Origin of the sequence: Pantoea phytobeneficialis, assembly GCF_009728735.1 — a bacterium.
GTDB classification, from domain to species: Bacteria; Pseudomonadota; Gammaproteobacteria; order Enterobacterales; family Enterobacteriaceae; genus Pantoea; species Pantoea phytobeneficialis.
This window is the reverse complement of sequence record NZ_CP024636.1, coordinates 92,717-114,706: the sequence shown is the minus strand read 5'-3', so window position 1 is coordinate 114,706 and position 21,990 is coordinate 92,717. Positions and strand designations below refer to the sequence as shown.

Annotated in this window: 18 protein-coding genes; 14 read left to right on the top strand and 4 right to left on the bottom strand. The window is 57.1% G+C overall.

Annotation, left to right across the window (positions count from 1 at the left end):
• The first annotated feature begins 414 nt into the window (after positions 1-414).
• The 12 genes from CTZ24_RS00525 to CTZ24_RS00470 all read left to right on the top strand — a co-directional run bounded on the left by CTZ24_RS00525 (position 415) and on the right by CTZ24_RS00470 (position 13,733).
• Positions 415-1,137, top strand: coding sequence for a FadR/GntR family transcriptional regulator (locus CTZ24_RS00525; RefSeq protein WP_021183733.1), 723 nt, complete (start codon positions 415-417; stop codon positions 1,135-1,137).
• A complete protein-coding gene (locus tag CTZ24_RS00520; RefSeq protein WP_021183732.1) occupies positions 1,134-2,129 on the top strand; it encodes an ABC transporter ATP-binding protein in 996 nt (331 codons plus the stop codon). Before CTZ24_RS00525 ends, CTZ24_RS00520 begins: the two co-directional genes overlap by 4 nt.
• A complete protein-coding gene (locus CTZ24_RS00515; RefSeq protein ID WP_208724509.1) occupies positions 2,126-3,187 on the top strand; it encodes an ABC transporter ATP-binding protein in 1,062 nt (353 codons plus the stop codon). Before CTZ24_RS00520 ends, CTZ24_RS00515 begins: the two co-directional genes overlap by 4 nt.
• 53 nt (positions 3,188-3,240) lie before the next feature.
• Entirely contained in the window at positions 3,241-4,713 is a 1,473-nt protein-coding gene (locus CTZ24_RS00510) for an ABC transporter substrate-binding protein (RefSeq protein WP_036625909.1), read from the top strand.
• Positions 4,714-4,730: 17 nt separating this feature from the next.
• The gene (locus CTZ24_RS00505) at positions 4,731-5,672 is read left to right on the top strand and encodes an ABC transporter permease (protein ID WP_208725478.1); all 942 of its coding nucleotides are present in this window, start codon (positions 4,731-4,733) and stop codon (positions 5,670-5,672) included.
• Between the two features lie 2 nt (positions 5,673-5,674).
• Entirely contained in the window at positions 5,675-6,556 is an 882-nt protein-coding gene (locus tag CTZ24_RS00500) for an ABC transporter permease (protein ID WP_021183728.1), read from the top strand.
• Between the two features lie 9 nt (positions 6,557-6,565).
• On the top strand, positions 6,566-8,164 hold the full coding sequence (locus tag CTZ24_RS00495) for a gamma-glutamyltransferase family protein (protein ID WP_208724508.1): 1,599 nt from the start codon (positions 6,566-6,568) through the stop codon (positions 8,162-8,164).
• Between the two features lie 182 nt (positions 8,165-8,346).
• Positions 8,347-9,063, top strand: a complete 717-nt coding sequence (locus CTZ24_RS00490; protein WP_021183726.1) for a DUF3053 domain-containing protein — start codon at positions 8,347-8,349, stop codon at positions 9,061-9,063.
• 442 nt (positions 9,064-9,505) lie between these two features.
• Positions 9,506-11,440, top strand: coding sequence for a PTS mannitol transporter subunit IICBA (locus CTZ24_RS00485; RefSeq protein ID WP_021183725.1), 1,935 nt, complete (start codon positions 9,506-9,508; stop codon positions 11,438-11,440).
• A 92-nt stretch (positions 11,441-11,532) separates the two neighbouring features.
• Positions 11,533-12,681 carry a mannitol-1-phosphate 5-dehydrogenase gene (gene mtlD, locus CTZ24_RS00480; protein WP_208724507.1) on the top strand — a complete coding sequence of 383 codons (1,149 nt, stop codon included), beginning with the start codon at positions 11,533-11,535 and terminating at the stop codon, positions 12,679-12,681.
• Positions 12,682-12,726: 45 nt separating this feature from the next.
• The gene (gene mtlR, locus CTZ24_RS00475; RefSeq protein WP_021183723.1) at positions 12,727-13,272 is read left to right on the top strand and encodes a mannitol operon repressor MtlR; all 546 of its coding nucleotides are present in this window, start codon (positions 12,727-12,729) and stop codon (positions 13,270-13,272) included.
• Positions 13,273-13,370: 98 nt separating this feature from the next.
• Positions 13,371-13,733 (top strand): YibL family ribosome-associated protein, encoded by a 363-nt coding sequence (locus CTZ24_RS00470; protein ID WP_021183722.1) that lies wholly within the window; start codon positions 13,371-13,373, stop codon positions 13,731-13,733.
• A gap of 4 nt (positions 13,734-13,737) precedes the next feature.
• Here the strand turns inward: CTZ24_RS00470 and CTZ24_RS00465 are convergent, their stop codons facing one another.
• The 3 genes from CTZ24_RS00465 to CTZ24_RS00455 form a co-directional block, all read right to left on the bottom strand.
• The gene (locus tag CTZ24_RS00465; protein WP_208724506.1) at positions 13,738-14,706 is read right to left on the bottom strand and encodes a VirK/YbjX family protein; all 969 of its coding nucleotides are present in this window, start codon (positions 14,704-14,706) and stop codon (positions 13,738-13,740) included.
• Between the two features lie 176 nt (positions 14,707-14,882).
• Positions 14,883-15,509 carry a superoxide dismutase [Mn] gene (gene sodA / locus CTZ24_RS00460; RefSeq protein WP_021183720.1) on the bottom strand — a complete coding sequence of 209 codons (627 nt, stop codon included), beginning with the start codon at positions 15,507-15,509 and terminating at the stop codon, positions 14,883-14,885.
• Between the two features lie 180 nt (positions 15,510-15,689).
• A complete protein-coding gene (locus tag CTZ24_RS00455) occupies positions 15,690-17,030 on the bottom strand; it encodes an aspartate aminotransferase family protein (RefSeq protein WP_021183719.1) in 1,341 nt (446 codons plus the stop codon).
• Between the two features lie 173 nt (positions 17,031-17,203).
• Here CTZ24_RS00455 and CTZ24_RS00450 point away from each other — a divergent pair, with 173 nt between their 5' ends.
• Positions 17,204-17,980, top strand: coding sequence for a DeoR/GlpR family DNA-binding transcription regulator (locus CTZ24_RS00450; RefSeq protein WP_208724505.1), 777 nt, complete (start codon positions 17,204-17,206; stop codon positions 17,978-17,980).
• Here CTZ24_RS00450 and fdhD read toward each other — a convergent pair.
• Positions 17,977-18,792 carry a formate dehydrogenase accessory sulfurtransferase FdhD gene (gene fdhD / locus CTZ24_RS00445; RefSeq protein WP_208724504.1) on the bottom strand — a complete coding sequence of 272 codons (816 nt, stop codon included), beginning with the start codon at positions 18,790-18,792 and terminating at the stop codon, positions 17,977-17,979. The two genes, CTZ24_RS00450 and fdhD, sit on opposite strands and share 4 nt — an antisense overlap.
• 147 nt (positions 18,793-18,939) lie before the next feature.
• Here fdhD and fdnG point away from each other — a divergent pair, with 147 nt between their 5' ends.
• A complete protein-coding gene (fdnG, locus tag CTZ24_RS00440) occupies positions 18,940-21,987 on the top strand; it encodes a formate dehydrogenase-N subunit alpha (RefSeq protein ID WP_208724503.1) in 3,048 nt (1,015 codons plus the stop codon).
• Positions 21,988-21,990: the final 3 nt, after the last annotated feature.

Here is a 21,990-nt window from a genome sequence, read left to right as displayed (position 1 = left end):
GCTAATAGTCAGGCAAAAAAAGTGCCAATATTATATGAAATTGAAATATATGGATTATTTATAAAAAACCGCGCCAGGACGGCCTAAAGATGCACAGCGATGCAGCAACCACGCACCAGGATGTTGCAGGCAAACAGGCTGGAAGTTGACGCCCTTCTCACTTTTCATCTGGCACGAAAAACTTTTTCTTAACGATCATAGGGTTATTTATTCATTACCGAACCAATTAAAAATTGGTTCACTTCTTGCCTAAGCTGATAACAGCCCCCTCCCGTAGCGGCGCGATTTATCGCGCAGGTCTAAGCAGCCGTGAAACAGCTTAAGCGCGCGATAAATCGCGCCGCTACGATTAGGGCAGCATGACGCGTTTAATCGCATCGCAACATCTTTGATGAATAACCAGGCGAACCAATTATGAATGACACGCCAAAACCTGCCATCAACTCCAGTTCCGCACTGGAGCAATTGCGCCAGCTGATTCAACAGCAGGAGCACACGCCCGATCGCGCACTGCCGACCGAACGTGAACTGGCCGAACGCTTTGGCGTGGGTCGTCGTGAAATCCGTCGCGCGCTGGATGTGCTGGAAGAAGAAGGCCGCATCTGGCGTAAACAGGGCAAAGGCACCTTCGTTGGCCCGGCCGCACCGGTGCAGCCACTGGCGCTGCATGATTTGCCACAGCAGTCGAATCTGCTGGAAGTGATGGAAGCGCGGCTACAGCTGGAGCCAGGTTTGGCGCGTCTTGCTGCGCTGCGCGCCAGTAAAGAACAGATCGCCCTGATGAAGCGCCTGATTGAACGCATGCAGGGCATTGTCGCGCCGGAAGATGGCGACCAGCACGAGCTGTGGGATAGCGCCTTTCACCGCGCCATTGCCGAAGCCGCCGGTAACCGCCTGATGCTGGGACTGTTCGATGCCATCGATGCGGTGCGCCGCGATCCTGGCTGGCAGCATCTGCGGGTGCAGGCGCGTACCCCGGCGCGCCTTGATAACTACGACAACCACCATCAGCGCCTGCTGAACCATATCGCCAACCGCCAGCCCCATGAGGCGGCCGCAGCGATGCGTGAGCACCTGCTGGCGCTGCAACAGGCGCTGATGGAAACCCTGTACACCGGCCATGAGGAGACGCCATGAGCGCCCAACCTGTGTTATCGGTCAACAACCTGCGCGTGCAGTTTCGCGGCTCGCCGGTCACGGTGCTGGACGACATCTCCCTGACGCTGCACGCCGGGGAAACGCTGGCGCTGGTCGGCGAATCCGGCTGCGGCAAAAGCATCACCTCGCTGACGCTCATGGGCCTGCAACCCGGCAGCGCACAAATTTTACAGGGTGAGATGCGCTTTGATGGCCGCGACCTGCGCGCACTCAGCAGCAGCGACTACGCCAGTCTGCGCGGCAATCAGTTGGCGATGATTTTTCAGGAGCCGATGACCTCGCTGAACCCGGCCTTTACGCTGGGCGACCAACTGAGCGAAGCGGTGATACGCCACCGTAACGTTGATCGTCGTACCGCGATGGCGACCGCGCTATCGATTCTGCAAAAGGTGCAGATTCCGGCGGCAGAAATGCGTCTCAAGGCTTATCCACATCAGCTTTCCGGTGGGATGCGCCAGCGCGTAATGATTGCCATGGCATTGATCAATCAGCCGAAATTGCTGATCGCCGATGAACCGACCACCGCGCTCGACGTCACCATTCAGGCGCAAATCCTCGACCTGCTCAACACCCTGAAACAGGAAACCGGCACGGCGGTGCTGATGATCACCCACGACCTCGGCGTCGTGGCGGAAGTGGCGCAGCGCGTGGCGGTGATGTACGCCGGTCAGGTGGTGGAGAGCGGCACGGTGGAAGCGATTTTCAACGATCCGCAACATCCCTACACCATCGGGCTGATGGGATCGATCCCCAGCCTCAGCGCGCGCAGTGGCGCGCTGGCGACCATTCCCGGCGCCGTACCGCTACCGGAGAACATGCCCGCAGGCTGCCGTTTCGCTACCCGCTGTCCGTTTGCAGAACAGCGCTGCCATCACAACCGTCCGACGCTGCGCGCGCTGGCAACCGATCATCAGGTGGCCTGTTTTCGCGCCCCACTGGAACAGCACGTTACGCTGGGAGAGATCGCATGAAACCGATTTTAGAATGTCGCGACTTAAGCAAAACCTTCGCCGGACCGCATCGTCTGTTTAAACGCAATCACGGCGTCACCGCAGTGGATCGCGTGTCATTACAGGTGATGCCAGGCGAAACCCTGGCGATTGTCGGTGAGTCCGGCTCCGGTAAATCGACGCTGGGACGTCTGCTGCTGCGCCTGCTCGGTGCCAGTAGCGGCGAGGTGATGTACGAGGGCGAGAGCATCACCCACGCCAGCGGGGCGCGCCTTAACCAATTGCGTCGCGAATTACAGATTATCTTCCAGGACCCGTTCGCCTCGCTCAATCCCCGCATGACGGTACAAGAGATTGTCGGTGAGCCGTTATGGTTGCACGACAAACTGAACCGTGAGGCGCGCCATGCGCGCGTGGCGGAGCTGTTGCGCACCGTCGGTCTGCCCTCAGCCTGGGCGGAGCGTTATCCGCACGAGTTTTCCGGTGGTCAGCGCCAGCGCATCGGCATTGCGCGCGCCCTCGCCTCGCGGCCGAAATTATTACTGGGCGATGAGCCGGTATCGGCGCTGGATGTCTCAGTGCAGGCCCAGGTGGTGAACCTGCTGGAGAGCCTGAAGCAGCAATTTGGACTGACGATGATCATCGTGGCGCACGGTCTGGCGGTAATTCGTCATATGAGCGACCGCGTGGCGGTGATGTACCTCGGCCAGATTGTCGAGCTGGCAACCGTCGATGAAATTTTCGATGCGCCGCTCCATCCCTATACCCAGGCGTTAATTGCTTCTGCGCCGCAGATGCAGCCCGGAGCCAGCCGTTCCATCCCGATGTTGCAGGGCGATCTGCCGAATCCGGCCAATCCCCCCACCGGATGCCGTTTCCATACCCGCTGCCCGTGGGCCACCGCCGAATGCCGCCAGTTTGAACCGATCAACCAGGTACTGAGTGGTGGGCGACAGATCGCCTGCCACCGCTGGCAGGAGATTAACCGTGACCGCAGCGCGATTGTGATTGCGCCACCCTCCGCCGCCTTTTTACGTCGCCGTGCGCTGTTCGAGCAGGCGGTCAATCAGCAAGCCTAACCCTCTGGAGATAAGCCGTGAAGAAAGCGTTATTAACTGCCCTTAGTGGTCTGATGTTGCTGGGTGCCAGTGCGCACAGCCATGCTGAAAGCGTGATTCGTATCGGGTTGGGTGCTGACCCGGACATGCTCGATCCGCATCTGGCGCGTACCTACTATGGGCGTTTTGTGTTTGCGGCCATGTGCGACCGTCTGGTCGATGTCGATGAGAACCTGAAAGTGATTCCTGGCCTCGCCACCGATTGGGCGTGGAGCGACGACGGCAAAACCCTGACCATGAACCTGCGCGACGGTGTGACCTTCCACGATGGTGAGAAATTCGATGCCAACGCGGTGAAATTCAACATCGAACGTGCGCTGACCCTGCCGGGTTCACTGCGTAAAAGCGAAATCTCCTCGATTCAGAGCGTCGAAGTGACCGGGCCGTTGCAGGTGAAATTCCACCTGAAAACCCCGGATGCCGCGCTGCTCAGCCAGTTGACCGACCGTGCCGGTGCAATGTTAGCGCCAGAAGCCGCGAAGAAACCCGACTTCGCCACCCATCCGGTCTGCTCCGGTCCGTACCAGTTTGAAAGCCGCGTGCAGCAGGACCGCATCGTGCTGAAACGCTTTGATCATTACTGGAACAAAGGCGCGTACCACTTCGATAAAGTGATTTTCCTGCCGATTCCTGATGCCTCCGTGCGCCTCGCCAACCTGCGCGCGGGCGATCTCGACCTGACCGAAGGCGTGGCGGCCAGCGATGTGAAAACTGTCGAAGGCGACAGCAAGCTGGCGCTGGCGAAAGTTACCGGTCTTGGCTATCAGGGTATCACCTTCAACATTAACAACGGCAAAGTCGATGCCAACAGCCCGCTGAAAGATCCGCGCGTGCGGGAAGCCTTCTCGCTGGCGATTGATCGCGATGCGCTGAATCAGGTGGCATTCGAAGGTTTGTACACCCCGGCTAATCAGGCGTTTTCCCCGGTCAGCCCGTATCACGTCAACCTTCCAACTCCAGCGCGTGATGTGGAGAAAGCCAAAGCGCTGCTGAAGGCGGCGGGCGTCACCACCCCACTGAATCTGACGTTGCTGGTCACCAACAACCCGACCGCGCAGCAGGTCGGTCAGGTGCTTCAGGCGATGGTGAGCGAAGCAGGTTTCAACCTCAATCTGCAAATGAGCGAGTTCGCGACCCTGCTGGATCGTCAGCAGCGCGGTGATTATCAGCTCAGCCTGTCCGGCTGGTCTGGCCGTCCTGATCCCGATGGCAGCATCTATTCGTTTATTAACAGCAAAGGCACCCTCAACGATGGTCGCTACAGCAACCCGCAGGTGGATGAATGGCTGAACGCGGCGCGTTTAACCAACGATCAGGCACAACGCCAGGCGCTTTACACCAAGGTAGTGAACCAACTGCAAACCGATATGCCGATTGCTTACCTCTACTTTGAGCCACGTATTTTTGGCATGACGAAAAAATTGCAGGGCTTTAAAGCCTGGCCGGACGGGCTGGTGCGCCTGGCAGGCGTGAGCATGGCGCAGTAAGCCGCTAAGGAGCGATGATGCTGGAACTGATTGTTAAACGGCTGCTGCTGGCCATCCCGACCCTGCTGTTGGTGAGCATGATGGTGTTCGCGCTGCAAAAGCTGCTGCCGGGCGACCCGGTGCTGGCGATGGCCGGTGAGGAGCGCGATCCGGCGGTCATCGCTCAGCTACGCGCCGAATACCATCTCGATGACCCGATTCCCACGCAATATTTCGCGTGGATCGGCAATGCGCTGAAGGGCGACCTCGGTATGTCACTGCGCACCAAAGAGCCGGTGACCGCATTGATTGCCAGCAAGCTGCCGGTGACGCTGGAGCTGTCGCTACTGGCGATGCTGATTGCGCTGCTGATCGGCATCAGCATGGGGATTATCGCGGCGGTACGTAAAGACAGTTGGGTGGATCACACCACCAATTTTGTCGCGCTCTCGGGGATCTCGGTGCCGCACTTCTGGCTGGGGATTCTGCTGATCCTGTTGTTCTCGGTGCATCTGCAATGGCTGCCGGCGTCCGGTTTTGTGCCGGTGAGCGAAGACATGGCGCAGAACCTGAAAACCCTGCTGCTACCCGCGCTGGTGCTCGGCACTGGCCTTGCCGCCACCCTGATGCGCCATACCCGCGCCTCAATGATTGCGGTGCTGAAAGCCGACTATATCCGTACCGCGCGCGCCAAAGGCCTGCTGGCACCGAAAGTGGTGCTGAAGCACGCCTTTCGCAACGCGTTGATGCCGATCGTCACCCTCACCACCCTGCTGTTTGGCGAGTTGTTGGGTGGCGCGGTGCTGACCGAGCAGGTTTTTACCCTGCCCGGCTTCGGCAAGATGATTGTCGATGCGGTGTTTAACCGCGATTACGCCGTGGTGCAGGGCGTGGTGTTGGTGGTTGCCATCGGCTTTCTACTGCTCAACCTGCTGGCCGATGTGCTGTATCTGTTAATTAACCCGAAAATGCGAGGCTAACCATGAGCGAGGTCTTAACCGCTGGCGCTGTGCCTGCCGTAGCAAAGCCGAATCGCCGGGTGCTGAAGAAGTTTCTGCGTAATAAAAGCGCGCTGATCGGCGCGGTGATTGTGGTGCTGTTTGTCGCGGTGGCGTTGCTGGCCCCCTGGCTGGCCCCCGCCGATCCGATCAAAGCCAACTTTCTCGCGGTGCGCAAAGCGCCCTCGGTGCTGCACTGGTTCGGCACCGACGAACTGGGACGCGATATTTTGTCGCGGCTGATTTGGGGCGCACGTACTTCGCTGCTGGCGGGCTGCATCTCGGTACTGATCGCCATTCTGATTGGCGTCCCGCTTGGACTGATCGCCGGATACTGGCAGGGCTGGTGTGACGGCATTATCTCGCGCTTTATCGAAGCGCTGCTCGCCTGCCCGTTTCTGATTCTGGCGATTGCGCTCGGCGCGTTCCTCGGTCCGAGCCTGTCCAACGCGATGATCGCGATTGGCCTGTCGGCGATGCCGATTTTCGCCCGCCTGACGCGCGGCCAGGTGATCGCCATTCGTCATGAAGAGTATATCGACGGCGCACGCGCCATCGGCCTGCCGGATCGCTGGATCATCCTGCGCTACGTGCTGCCGAATGTGCTGTCGCCGATTCTGGTGCAGGCCACGCTGGCGATTGCTTCGGCAATTATCACCGAAGCCAGCCTGTCGTTTCTCGGTCTGGGCCAGCAACCGCCATCGCCCTCGTGGGGCGCGATGCTGAACACCGCCAAAGGTTATCTGGAACAGGCTCCGTGGATGTCGATCTTCCCCGGTCTGGCCATTTTTCTCACCGTGCAGGGCTTCAACTTGCTGGGTGACGGACTGCGCGACGCGCTCGATCCGCGCAATGACTCACATTAAGGAAAGGTTATGAGTGAACTGGATTTTAACGTTAGCTACGCCTCACACCGTGCCCCGATGATGGGACGCAATGCGGTCGCCACCTCGCAGCCGCTGGCGGCGCAGGCCGGTATCCGTATGTTGCAATTGGGCGGTAACGCCGTAGATGCCGCGGTTGCCACCGCTATGGCGCTGACGGTGCTGGAACCTACCGGTAACGGCATTGGCAGCGATGCCTTTGCCATTATCTGGGACGGCAAAGCGCTGCACGGCCTGAATGCCTCTGGTCGCGCCCCGGCGGCATGGAACCCGGAACGCTTCGCCGGGCAAAAAACTATGCCGGAAATTGGCTGGGAAGCCGTCACCGTTCCGGGCGCAGTCTCGGCCTGGGTCGCGCTGGCGGAACGCTTCGGCACCCTGCCACTCACTACCCTCGCTCAACCGGCGATTGAATACGCGCGCGATGGCTTTCCGGTTTCGCCGCTGATTGGTCAACTGTGGCAGCGCGGCTACAACAAACTGAAAGGTCAACCCGGCTTCAGCGCCTGCTTTGCGCCGGATGGCCGCCCGCCGCGTGCCGGAGAAGTGTTCCGCAATCCGGCACAGGCTGCCACCCTGCAAAAAATTGCTGAAACCCAGGGTGAAGCCTTCTATCGCGGGGAGCTGGCGCAGCAAATGGCCGCCTTCGCTGCCGAGCATGGCGCGGCGCTGACGCTGGAAGACCTCAACCAACATCGTGCAGATTGGGTGACGCTGCTGTCGCAGCCCTTCGCCGGGGGATCGGTGCAGGAACTGCCGCCCAACGGCCAGGGCATCGCCACGCTGATCGCCCTCGGCATTCTGGAGCATTGTGATATTGGTCGTTACACGCCGGACAGCGTGCCGTGGCTGCATCTGTCAATTGAAGCGATGAAGCTGGCGCTGGCTGACCTCGAACGTTACGTCGCCGATGAGGACCATCTGGAGTTCCCGGCTGAGTTGTTGCTGAGCGACGACTACCTGAAGCAGCGTGCCGCCTTGATCGACCCGGAGCGCGCCTCTGATTTTACCTACGGCTCACCACAGCAGAGCGGCACGGTGTATCTCTCCACCGCCGATGCCAGCGGCATGATGGTGTCCTTTATTCAGTCTAACTTTATGGGCTTCGGTTCTGGCGTTGTGGTCCCCGGCACCGGCATCAGCCTGCAAAACCGTGGCGCAGGCTTCTCGCTCGATCCAGAGCACCCCAATGTGGTGGCCGGCGGCAAACGTCCGTTCCATACCATCATTCCGGCATTTGCGCTGGACGGTGACGGCCAGCCGCTGATGTCGTTTGGCGTGATGGGCGGTCCAATGCAGGCGCAGGGCCATTTGCAAATGGCGCTACGCATCATGCTGCATAAACAGAACCCACAGGCGGCAATTGATGCCCCGCGCTGGCGCGTGGTACAGGGGCGCGAAGTGGTGGTTGAAGCCGGGATGGATCGTAATGCGATCGCAGCGCTACGTGGCATGGGCCATCAGATTGTGGTGGAGGACCCGCTTCAGGGCTACAACTTCGGCGGTGCCCAGGCGATTGTGCGCGACCCGCAAGGGTTCTATATCGCTGCCACTGAAAGCCGCAAAGATGGACAAGCATTGGTGTATTGACGCCAGCCAGTGATTCCCCGCGCAATAAATTGCGCCGCTACGTGCACTGAAGCGTCGCGGCGCGATTTATCGCGCAGTTTTTACCTCACCCCGCCGTTGTGTGCACCAGGCCATTGTTCTATCCTTTAGGACCTTTCCCATCGAATTGAAATCTGCCATTAGGTGACTTACAGGAGTTGAATATGGCGTCAGGAATTTCCCGCATCTGGATGCGTAGCGGCATGCTGGTCGTCACGCTGCTCGCAGTGCTGCAACTTACCGCCTGTGGCGACAAAGAGGGCGATCAGCGTAAAGCCTTTACTGATTTTCTCCAGAACACGGTCATGCGCAGCGGCGAGCATCTGCCCAGCCTGAGCGAAAACCAGAAGCAAACGTTCGGCAACTACGCGAGTGATTACGCCATTCTTTATGGTTTCTCGCAGCAGGTGAATCAGGCCGTTGAACAGGGCATGCGTCCGGTGGTCGATGAGTTGGCGGCCATTCGCGTACCGCAGGATTACCTGACGCGTCGTGACACGCTGCGCCAGGCCAGCGGCAATCTGAGCGTGCTGACACAGCAAATTCAGAGCGCCAAAATGCAGGCCGACAGCAGCCATGCTGCGCTGAAACAGCCAGATGACCTGAAAAAAGTGTATGACAGCGTCTATACCAAAGTGGTCACCCAACCGGCCAGCACCCTGATCCCGTTGCTGCCACAGTTGCAGGCGCTGAGCCAGGCGGCGGTACAGACCGGTGATTACCTGCAATCGCAGGGTACACGCGTGACTTTCAATGATGGCGGCGTGCAATTCCCGACCCAGGATCAGGCCACCCAATACAACACGCTGATGAGCACCCTCTCCAGCAATGCCCAGGCTCTGACCCAGGCGCAGAATACTGTTCAAAGCGGTTTTCAGTAATTCTTCAGGCGGGTAATCATGGATTACCCGCTTTTCAGACTTTTGTCACTTCCTTACATTCCGCTTTTCTGATTCTTCCTGCTGCGGCAGAGTGTGATCTGGCGCATTTTCGACCAAATATTGTTTGTGATCCTCATCACATTTATGAAACAAACCCCATAAGTAAAAAAGTGATAAATGTCACATTTAGCCTCCTGATTTGTCTAAATATTCAGCATCGTACTTTTCTTACACGGCATTTTTGTGATCAATATCACCTAATAGCACCCTTCTCACCCCAACTTAGCGTGATCTATATCACACTTTACCCACGCTCTACGCAGCGTCATAAACTAGTGCTAGAGTCCGCCTGCATACAGTAATGCCACGGCCCCCGCCGTAACGTCTTAACAAAAACAAACGCGCTCTCTTATTGCAGCGCGTCTCAATAAGGGGTGGGTTTATGTCCTCATCAGTGAAGGTCAAAGTTCAGAGCTTTGGTCGCTTTCTGAGTAACATGGTGATGCCTAACATCGGTGCGTTTATCGCCTGGGGTATCATCACTGCACTGTTCATTCCAACCGGATGGATTCCAAACGCGACGCTGGCGAAACTCGTTGGCCCGATGATTACCTACCTGCTGCCGCTGTTGATCGGTTTCACCGGTGGTCGTCTGGTGGGTGGCGATCGTGGTGGCGTGGTCGGCGCAATCACCACTATGGGTGTGATTGTCGGTGCGGATATGCCGATGTTCCTCGGCTCCATGATTGCCGGTCCGCTGGGCGGCTGGGCGATCAAACACTTTGACCGTGCCGTTGATGGCAAGATCAAAAGCGGCTTCGAGATGCTGGTGAACAACTTCTCCGCCGGTATCATCGGTATGCTGCTGGCGCTGCTGGCGTTTATCGGTATCGGTCCGTTGGTGGAAGGTCTGTCCCATATTCTCGCCGCAGGCGTAAACCTGATGGTGCAGAATAACCTGCTGCCGTTGACCTCCATCTTTGTTGAACCGGCGAAAATCCTGTTCCTCAACAACGCCATCAACCACGGTATCTTCTCTCCGCTGGGTATCCAGCAGGCGAGCGAAGTGGGCAAATCGATCTTCTTCCTGATCGAAGCCAACCCAGGTCCGGGTATGGGCGTACTGGTGGCGTATATGATTTTTGGTCGCGGTAGCGCCAAACAATCAGCCGGTGGTGCTGCCATCATCCACTTCCTGGGTGGTATCCACGAAATTTACTTCCCGTACGTACTGATGGCACCGCGTCTGCTGCTGGCGGTAATTCTCGGTGGTATGACTGGCGTGTTCACCCTGACCGTACTGCACGGCGGCCTGGTTTCTCCGGCTTCTCCGGGTTCCATCCTGGCAGTGCTGGCGATGACGCCAAAAGGTACTTACTTTGCTAACGTGACCGCGATTATCGCTGCGTTCGCCGTTTCCTTTGTCATCTCTTCAATCCTGCTGAAAACCAGCAAAGTAAAAGATGAAGACGACATCGAAGCCGCCACCAAGCGTATGCAGGACATGAAAGCCCAGTCTAAAGGCCAGAGCGTTGCAGGTGCGCCGGTTGCCGGTGATGCGATGAGCGTTGACCTGAACCACGTACGTAAAATCATCGTGGCTTGTGATGCCGGCATGGGTTCCAGTGCAATGGGTGCAGGCGTACTGCGTAAGAAAGTGCAGGATGCCGGTCTGAGCAACATTTCGGTGACCAACAGCGCCATTAACGCCCTGCCGGGTGATGTGGACCTGGTGATCACCCACCGCGATCTGACCGAGCGTGCGATGCGTCAGGCACCGCAGGCCCAGCATATTTCGCTGAACAACTTCCTCGACAGTGCCTTGTACACCAATTTGACCGAGCGTCTGGTGGCGGCCAATCGTAGCGAAGCCCATCGCGAAACCGTGCAGACCACGCTGGCTGACAGCTTCGATGCCGGTAACGCGCATCTGTTTAAACTGGGTGCAAACAACGTGTTCCTTGGCCTGAGCGCCAGCAACAAAGAGCAGGCGATTCGCTTTGCCGGTGAGCAACTGGTAAAAGGCGGCTACGTGCAGCCGGAATACGTGGATGCGATGCTGGAGCGTGAAAAGCTGACCCCGACTTATCTCGGTGAGTCGATTGCCGTACCGCACGGCACGGTGGAAGCTAAAGATCGCGTGTTGAAAACCGGCGTAGTGTTCTGCCAGTATCCGGCGGGCGTGCAGTTCGGTGAAGAGTCTGACGAAGTGGCTCGCCTGGTGATCGGTATTGCTGCGCGCAATAACGAACACATCCAGGTCATCACCAGCCTGACTAACGCGCTGGACGACGAAAGCGTGATTGAGAAGCTGGCGAACACCACCAACGTGCAAGACGTGCTGGATTTGCTGTCTGGTAGCAAAACCACCGCCTGAACAAATCGTTAATATCCCTGGGGCGGGTATGCCCGTCCCCACTTTCCGGGGCGGACATGCCCGCCCCATCGTCATTTGATATGGGTCAAATTATGAAAGCGTTACATTTTGGAGCAGGTAACATCGGCCGTGGTTTTATCGGTAAGCTGCTGGCTGATGCCGGTATCGAACTGGTATTTGCGGATGTGAATCAGGTGGTTCTTGATGCCCTTAACGCCCGTCATGAGTATCCGGTTCATGTGGTTGGCGAGCAGGCGAAAGTTGAGATTGTCAAAAGCGTCAGCGCGGTGAACAGCACCAGCGACGCTATCGTCACGCTGATTGCTGAGGTTGATATCGTTACCACGGCGGTTGGCCCGCAGATTCTGGAGCGCATCGCCGGTGGCGTTGCCAAAGGTCTGGCCAACCGCCGCGATAACGGTAATGTCCGTCCACTGAACATTATTGCCTGTGAAAACATGGTGCGTGGCACCAGCCAGCTCAAACAACACGTCCTGAAAGCGCTGCCAGAGCAATATCACGCCTGGGTTGAAGCGCACGTCGGCTTTGTTGATTCCGCAGTGGACCGTATCGTGCCGCCGTCAGAAGCAGGCAGCAACGACCCGCTGGAAGTCACCGTTGAAACCTTTAGCGAGTGGATCGTCGATAAAACCCAGTTCAAAGGCGAGTTGCCGAACATCCCAGGCATGGAACTGACCGATAACCTGATGGCGTTTGTCGAGCGTAAGCTGTTTACCCTCAACACCGGCCACGCCATCACCGCCTATCTCGGCCAACTGGCCGGTCACGCCACCATTCGCGATGCCATTCTTGACCAGAAAATCCGTACCGTGGTGCAGGGTGCGATGGAAGAGAGCGGCGCAGTGCTGATCAAACGTTACGGTTTCGAGGCAGATAAACATGCCGCCTATATTCAGAAAATCCTCAGCCGTTTTGAGAACCCGTATCTGAAAGATGACGTGGAGCGCGTGGGTCGTCAGCCGCTGCGTAAGCTGAGCGCGGGCGATCGCCTGATCAAACCGACGCTGGGCACGCTGGAATATCAGTTGCCGCACGCCAACCTGGTGCAGGGCATTGCCGCCGCGATGCATTATCGCAGCGCGCAGGACCCGCAAGCGCAGGAGCTGGAAGCCCTGTTGGCGGAAAAAGGCCCACAGGCCACGCTGGCGCAGATCTCCGGGCTGGATGCCAACAGCGAAGTAGTCACCTCAGTGGTGAGCGCTTACAACGCTATGGCATAATGCGCGCCACTTAGACTCATCACGCCAGACGGCGGTAGCTGAACGATGCAGGCAATAATGGAAGAGAAGCAAGCTTTTGAAAACCGGGTGCTTGAGCGCCTGAACGCCGGTCGTTCGGTGAGAAGCTTCCTGATCGCCGCCGTTGAGCTGTTGACCGAAGCGGTTAACCTGCTGGTTTTGCAGGTTTTCCGTAAGGATGATTACGCCGTCAAATACGCCGTGGAGCCGTTGCTGCTGGGCAACGGCCCGCTCGGCGAGATGTCGGTTCGGCTGAAACTGATCTACGGTCTTGGCGTGATCAATCGCCATGAATATGAAGATTGTGAGCTGTTGCTGGCACTGCGTGAAGAGTTGAACCACGACACCTTTGAGTACCGGTTCACCGACGATGAGATTCTCGGCCCTTTTAGCGAGTTGCACTGCGTCGCCGCCTGGCCGCCAAAACCCGACTTTACCCGTGACGACGACGAACTGCGCGCCATGCAACAACAGCGCTATTTGCAGATGGTACGTTCGACGATGGTACTGTCGCTCACTGAACTGATTTCCCGCATTTCTCACAAGCAGGCATTTAAAAAGCCCGCCGTCTGAGCTAAAACCTTGCGCGATTTATCGCGCACAGTCAGCGCGGTGCACAGCCGTGCTGATTTGGTGTATCCTTTCCCTGTTTTCCTTAACGAGTTTCCCCGATGAAAGAACAAGAAAAAGCTGAGATCAAACGCCTGAGCGATCAGCTGGATGCCCTGAACCGTAAAGAACCCCAGCTGCTGGAAGCCGGTGATGCCGAAAAACTCGGCGTACTGCTGAAAGAGAAAGAGGCACTGGTGGTGGAGATTGAACGTCTGCGCAATGTGCGTGACGAGAAGCTGAGTAAAGAGGCGCAACAGCTGCAAAAGCTGCCGTTCAGCCGTGAGATCACCAAAAAAGAGCAGGCGAATATGGGTGCGCTGAAGAAAAGCGTGCGCGGCCTGGTGGTGGTACACCCAATGACCGCGCTGGGACGTGAAATGGGTCTGACGGTGATGACCGGCTACGCGAAGCAGCCGTTCTGATTCCTTACGCGGCGTGCGATACGTCGCGTACCTCTGTCACACCCGCCGCCTGTAACACCTGCTGCGCCAGATTATCCAGCAATTCATAACGACGGCGATACTCCGCACGCTTCTTGCTGGCAATCTCATCCAGTGATTTACGCGCCATCTGTAACGGCAACGTAAATACGCCATCCGCCCGCGCTTCTCCGCCTAATGACTGCCAGAATTCACTGTAGCTGGCAAAGAAGTGGTCGCCTTTGCTGCGTCGGTAGCGCAGACTGCGAAATACGTGGGTGGTATCTCCCACCGCGCTAATCGCCTGCACGCCGCATTGTTGCGCCAGAATAAATACCACTTCCATCAACAGACGTTTTGGAAATAAACCCTGGGCAGATTTAGTAGCATCACGAATTACATCATTAGAAATATGTTTTCGTGGCCCCTGCAACCCGCCAATTAATAAGCTTCTTTGTTGGTTCTCATTAAAAATAGAGAAAGACAATGAGGCGATTAATTTCTCTTCATAGCGTAATTCCAGCGTAATCTCGCCTTCACGGTCAAAACGGCCCGGACAGCAGTGAATCACGAATGATTCGTCATTTTTACCTTTAAAGCTGGCCAGCAAATTATCACCCGGACTTTGCAGCAACTGACGCAGGGTGGTATTTTCCAGCGCAGCCATCAGGTGGTAATGGTCAAGAATTGCCTGGGCGCGCTGCGCCACGCTAAAACCAGCCCGCAGATAAGGGCGATGCAGTTTGGCAGGCAGCAAGCCTTGTACCGTCAACATTTGCGGCAGCTGTGGCAGCGCGGCCAGTTGATTCAGGTAACGGTGAGTCGTAACAGGATAAACAAGCGATCTTAAAGCAAATTTAAACCGGAAACTTTTGCTGTGCCACAATTTATTTGGCACAAACTTTCCAGTGACTAACTGAAAAAACAGCGATGTAGACGAATCATTATTCGCCGCAGAAGTGGTTATCATGGACATAATTATTATTTCGTCGAGAAAAACTGACGCGACTATATGCCCCAAATTATCAACGACAGGTTAATAAGTTAGCGGCTGAGGGTTTAGCTGGCGAGAATAGGTGGTTTGTTTAGAAATGGTTTAAAAAAACCGGCGGAACCTGTCCACCGGTTGATGTCATTCAGAATGGCGATGACTTACTTAGCAGAGGCGAAACGCGCAGCAGCTTCGTCCCAGTTCACGACGTTCCAGAATGCTTTGATGTAATCAGGACGTTTGTTCTGATACTTCAGGTAGTAAGCGTGTTCCCACACATCCAGACCAATGATCGGGAAGCCAGAAGCGCCAGAGATCGCTTCGCCCATCAGCGGGCTGTCCTGGTTAGCGGTAGAAACCACAGCCAGTTTGTCACCTTTTTTCACCAGCCACGCCCAGCCAGAGCCAAAACGGGTGGTAGCGGCTTTCTCAAACTCTTCCTGGAATTTTTCAACGCTGCCGAAATCTTTCTCAATTGCAGCTTTCAGTTCACCCTGGAGGGTGGTGCCGATTTTCAGACCTTTCCAGAACAGGCTGTGGTTCGCGTGACCACCGGCGTTGTTACGCAGCGGGCCTTTTTTGTCTGCTGGCAGTTTGTCCAGTTTAGCGATCAGCTCTTCAACCGGAATACCGTCGAATTCTGTACCTTTCAGTGATTCCAGCGCCGCATTGGCGTTGTTCACGTAGGCCTGGTGGTGTTTAGAGTGATGGATTTCCATCGTCTGCTTGTCGAAATGCGGTTCCAGTGCGTCGTAATCGTAAGGCAGGGATGGCAGTGAATAACTCATGTTCTTCCTCTCCATTAGTGTTTGAGCAGCACGACCTCGCTGGCGTGCCGCGTAAGCAGTTGGATCATTATAGTTAAATTCATGATCCGGAAAAGGGTTATCAATGCCTTAGTAATGATAAGGATTTGAGGAATTTGGCGTAGCGGCGCGATCAATCGCACCGCTACAAAGGGGAACTTTTTACCGACCCAACTCGGTCAGCGATTTATCCAGCGCACCGACCAGCCAGTCGATATCACTTTCCTGGAACGCCAACGGCGGACGCAATTTCAATACGTTACCGTACGGGCCAGCCACCGACGTCAGCACATGGTGATCACGCAGCTTCTCGATTAAATCCAGTGCCAGCGCTTTATCCGGCGTTTTGCTGCTGCGATCGGAGACCAGTTCAAAACCAATAAACAGACCCGCACCACGCACATCGCCAATCGCCTCGTGCCTTGCCATCAGTTTCGCCAGCTCGGCCTGCAATTTCGCCCCCACCACGCGGCTGTGTTCCTGCAAGCCCTCTTCTTTGATCACCTTGAGCACCGCCTGCGCGGCCGCCATCGCTACCGGGTTGCCACCGAAGGTGTTGAAGTAAGGGATCTCGTCGCTGAACGCTGCCAGCACATCGCTTTTCGCCAGCAGGCCAGAGACCGGAATTCCGTTACCCATCGGCTTGCCGGTGGTGACCACATCCGGTACCACCCCATGACGGGCGAAGCCCCAGAAGGCATCCCCGGTACGAGCAAAGCCCGGCTGCACTTCGTCAGCAATAAAGATACCGCCGTTGGCATGCACCACATCCACCGCTTTTTGCAGGAAGCCCGGCGGGTTCGGCAGTACGCCATCAGAGGAGAAAATTGAGTCGGCGAGGAAACCGGCGAACTTGATACCGTGCGCCTTCATGTCATCGATCTGCTTCTGGATTTCATTGGCAAACCACTCGCCCAGATCCGGCGCATTAACGCGGTAATGATCCGGTGGCGGCACCAGACGCGTCGTCGGTGCCAGCGGCTGACCGGTGCCCAATGCCGGAGAAGCGCCGGACGTCAGGTCGCTGGTGCCGTGGTAAGCCTCCTGCGACACGATAATCCCGGTACCGCCGCTAAAGGCGCGCGCCACGCGAATCGCCAGGTCATTGGCCTCAGAACCGGTACACATATACATCGCACGGTCGATGGCATCCGGTGTGGTCGCCAGCAGTTCTTCGCTGTAATCCAGAATACGTTCGTGCAGATAACGGGTATGGGTGTTCAGCATCTTCATCTGCTGATTCACCGCCTCAATCACCGCCGGATGACAATGACCGATACTCGCCACGTTGTTATACACGTCCAGATATTTGTTACCTGCGGCATCCCACAGATACTGCCCTTCACCGCGCACCAGATGCACCGGCTTACGGTAGAACAGGCGATACGACTCGCCCAGCACTTTGCTGCGTTTATCGGTCAGTTTGCGCGTATCGGCGTCCAGACCGTCGGCGTGCTCAGCACGAAAACTGTTGGTATCCATGATGGTGGAACGTGTAGCCATGATAACTCCCGTTGCGAGGTGAAAGGGGTGCATGCGTAATAACCGTCTGCTGATATCATGCCGGTTTTTACGACAAATGCAACCAAATACACAAATACAACTAAATACACATGACGGAATGATGAAGCTCAGGTAATCTTAGGCCCACGCTGAACTCGCTACAGGGAAATGTCATGTTGCAGGAAACCCGTTTACATCGCATTCGCGCGCTGCTGACGACACATCATCAGGTCAGTACCGAACGCGTCATCAAAGAGCTGGGCATTTCGCGGGAAACGGCGCGGCGAGATATTATCGAGCTGGAAGCGCAGGGTGTGGCACGGCGTGTCCACGGTGGTTTAGTCGCGGTCGACAGCCAGCCGGAAGCGCCGCTACGCGTACGTCGCAGCGCACAGGCGAAGGAGAAACGCGCCATTGCCGTGGCTGCGGCACAACATCTGCAACCCGGCCAGACGTTATTCCTCGATTCTGGCACCACCACCACCCTGCTGGCCGAAGAACTGCGCACCATGTCCGGGCTGACTATCATCACCAACAGCCTGCAAGCCGCGCTGGCGCTCAGCGCATCGGAAGAACATGAGCCGCTGAATAATCAGGTGATTTTGCTGGGCGGCATGATGTCTGCCGGGGCACAACAGACGCGCGGGGAAATAACGGTGGGCGAGATTTATCGCTATCGGGCCGATGTGGCGCTGTTGTCACCGGTGGGCATTGAGGCCAAACACGGAGCCACCAGCTTTCACCCGCATGAAGCCGCGATTGCGCGCGCCATGGTGCAGCAGGCCAGCCGCACCATCCTGCTGGCGGATCACAGCAAACTGGGCGTGGTGAGCCGTACCCAATACGCCCCGATTGCCGGAATTGATCTGCTGATTTGCGATGCGGGTCAGGCGAAACCCGGTGCGCTCAGCGCGCTGCAACAGGCGCTGGCGCAGGTTCAGGTGGTTTAGCGCAACCGCTGGGGGTGGGTATAGATGGTGGCGCGGCCCGGTTTACTGAAACCGACCAGCGTCAGGTTGCTACGTTGCGCCACCTCCACCGCCAACTGCGTTGCCGCCGACACCGCGAACAGAATTTCAACGCCGCACATCGCCGACTTCTGCACCATCTCATAACTGGCGCGACTGGAAACCAGCACCGCGCCCTGCTGCCAGTCGGCCTTGCTGCGATAACCGAGCAGCTTATCCAGCGCCACATGACGCCCCACATCTTCACAGCCGCCGCGCAGCTCACCTTGCGGCGACATCCAGGCAGCAGCGTGAGTGCAGCCGGTCAATTCACCCACCGGCTGGAAGTCGCGCAGACGCGCTAATCCGGCATCGAGATGCTCAAGGGCAAAGGTTTGGGTAAAAGGCAGCGGTGTAATCGGTTTGCCTATCTGATCCAGCTGCTCCACACCACATACGCCACAGCCGGTACGGCCTGCCATCGCCCGGCGTTGTTCCTTCAGTGCCATAAAGCGACGGCTGGAGAGTTCGATTTGCACTTCAATGCCGTTGCAGCCGGGCACCACATCAAGACCAAAAATATCCTGTGGTGTGTCGATGATGCCTTCAGAGAGCGAAAAGCCAAGGGCAAACGCCTCCAGGTCATTGGGCGTCGCCATCATCACCACATGGGAAATGCCGTTGTAGACCAACGCCACCGGAACTTCCTGCGCCAGCCAGTCAGGCTCCGCGTGAGTGATATCACGCCGCTGCCACACCTGCGCCTGACGCGCGCCTGAGATCTCACTCACATTAGCCTGATCTTTCTGTGTCACTTTGTTCGCCTCGCACAACAACCTTACAAAAGCAGTGGTAATATTTAGCCGCTATACTCGCTTTTTTAGTTGGGTCATTTTGAACCCTTAGCCAGTGCACCGCAAAAATAATAAACGTGAGTAATGTCGAACCAAGGATTATCTCCCATGAACGTCAGCAGAAGAAAATTCTTCAAAATCTGCGCGGGCGGTATGGCGGGGACCACGGCAGCCCTTCTCGGTTTTACCCCCGAGGTGGCGCTGGCGGAAACGCGACAGTACAAGCTGTTGCGCGCCCGCGAAACCCGTAATACCTGCACCTACTGCTCCGTCGGCTGTGGCCTGTTAATGTACAGCCTCGGCGATGGCGCAAAAAACGCTAAAGAAACTATCTTCCACATTGAGGGCGATCCGGATCATCCGGTCAGCCGCGGGGCGTTGTGCCCGAAAGGCGCAGGTCTGCTGGATTTTGTTCACAGCGACAGTCGCCTGCACTACCCGGAATATCGCGCGCCAGGTTCGGATAAATGGCAGCGCATCAGCTGGGACGATGCTTTTGACCGTATCGCGAAGTTGATGAAAGCCGACCGTGATGCCCACTTTATGGCGCAAAACGCCGCCGGTGTCACCGTCAACCGCTGGCTGACCACGGGCATGCTGTGTGCCTCGGCTTCCAGCAATGAAACCGGCTATCTCACCCAGAAAATGACCCGATCGCTCGGTATGCTGGCGGTCGACAACCAGGCACGCGTCTGACACGGACCAACGGTAGCAAGTCTTGCTCCAACATTTGGTCGCGGTGCGATGACCAATCACTGGGTCGACATCCGTAATGCCAACCTGATTGTGGTAATGGGCGGTAATGCGGCTGAAGCGCATCCGGTCGGTTTCCGCTGGGCGATGGAAGCCAAAATCTTCAACAAAGCCAAACTGATTGTCATCGATCCGCGCTTTACGCGCACCGCATCGGTGGCAGATTTCTATACGCCAATTCGCTCCGGCTCCGACATCGCTTTTCTGTCGGGCGTGCTGCGCTGGCTGATGGAAAACGACAAAATTCAGCATGAATATGTGCAGGCGTACACCAACGCCAACCTGATTGTGCGCGAAGATTTTCATTTCGAGGATGGCCTGTTCAGCGGCTATGACGCTGACAACCGTAAATACGACAAAACCAGCTGGAACTACGAGTTGGGCGAGGACGGCTTCGCCAAACGCGACGACAGCCTGAGCCATCCGCGCTGCGTGTGGAACCTGCTGAAGCAGCATGTCAGCCGCTATACGCCGGAGATGGTCGAACGCATTTGCGGCACGCCAAAAGCGGATTTCCTGCACGTCTGCGAACTGATCGGCGAAACCAGCGCGCGCGATCGCACCACCTCGTTCCTGTATGCCCTTGGCTGGACCCAGCACTCCATCGGGGCACAGAACATCCGCACCATGGCGATGATTCAGCTACTGCTTGGCAACATGGGGATGGCAGGTGGCGGCGTTAATGCGCTGCGCGGCCACTCCAATATTCAGGGGCTGACCGATCTTGGCCTGCTGTCACAAAGCCTGCCGGGCTATATGACGCTGCCGTCGGAGAAGCAGACCGATCTGCAAACCTATCTCAACGCCAACACGCCAAAACCGGCGCTGCCCGGCCAGGTCAACTACTGGGGCAACTACCCGAAATTCTTCGTAAGCATGATGAAAGCCTTCTTTGGCGACAAAGCGCAGGCGGAGAATAGCTGGGGCTTTGACTGGCTGCCGAAGTGGGACAAAGGCTACGACGTGTTGCAGTACTTCGAGATGATGTCGCAGGGCAAAGTGAACGGCTACCTGTGCCAGGGCTTCAACCCGGTGGCGTCGTTCCCCAACAAACGCAAAGTGATTGATTCGCTGTCGAAGCTGAAATTCCTCGTCACTATCGACCCGCTCAACACCGAAACCTCGACCTTCTGGCAGCATCACGGCGAGTTTAACGATGTTGATCCGGCACAGATTCAGACCGAGGTATTCCGCCTGCCCTCCACCTGTTTTGCCGAGGAGAATGGCTCAATCGTCAATTCCGGTCGCTGGTTGCAGTGGCACTGGAAAGGTCAGGATGGACCGGGTGAAGCGCGCAACGACGGTGAAATCCTCGCGGGCATCTACCTGCGGCTGCGCGAGATGTATGCGCGCGAAGGCGGTGCCGCGCCGGAACCGGTGCTGAACATGACCTGGAACTACCTGACGCCAGAAAACCCGGCGTCGGAAGAGGTGGCAATGGAGAGCAACGGCAAGGCGCTGGCGGATATCATGGATGACAAAGGCACCCTGCTGGTGAAAAAAGGCCAGCAGCTCAGTACCTTTGCGCATCTTAAAGATGACGGCAGCACCAGCAGCGGCTGCTGGATCTTTGCCGGGAGCTGGACGCCGGAAGGCAACCAGATGGCGCGACGCGATAACGCCGACCCATCCGGTCTTGGCAACACGCTGAACTGGAGCTGGGCGTGGCCGCTCAACCGCCGCATCCTCTACAACCGCGCCTCCGCCGACCCACAAGGCAACCCGTGGGATGCCAAACGTCAGTTGCTGAAATGGGATGGCAGCAAGTGGGCCGGGATGGATATCCCGGACTACAGCACCGCCGCCCCGGGCAGCAACGTCGGGCCGTTTATCATGCAGCCCGATGGCATGGGCCGCCTGTTCGCGCTCGACAAAATGGCGGAAGGCCCGTTCCCGGAACACTATGAACCGTTTGAGACGCCGATTGGCACCAACCCACTGCACCCCAATGTGGTGTCAAATCCGGCGGCACGCGTGTTCAAGGACGATCTGGCGGCGATGGGCAACGCCGGACAGTTCCCGTACGTCGGCACCACCTATCGCCTCACCGAGCATTTCCACTTCTGGACCAAACACGCGCGGCTCAACGCCATCGCGCAACCGGAGCAGTTTGTTGAGATCGGTGAAGTACTGGCGAACAAGCTCGGCATCGCCCAGGGCGACACGGTGAAAGTCAGCTCGAATCGCGGCTATATCAAGGCCAAAGCGGTGGTCACCAAACGTCTGCGTCCGTTGCAGGTAGATGGCAAAACCGTGGATACCATCGGTATCCCGATTCACTGGGGTTATCAGGGCGTGGCGAAAAAAGGCTTTATCGCCAATACCCTGACGCCGTTTGTCGGTGACGCCAACACACAAACGCCGGAGTTTAAGGCGTTTCTGGTTAACGTCGAGAAGGTGTAAGGA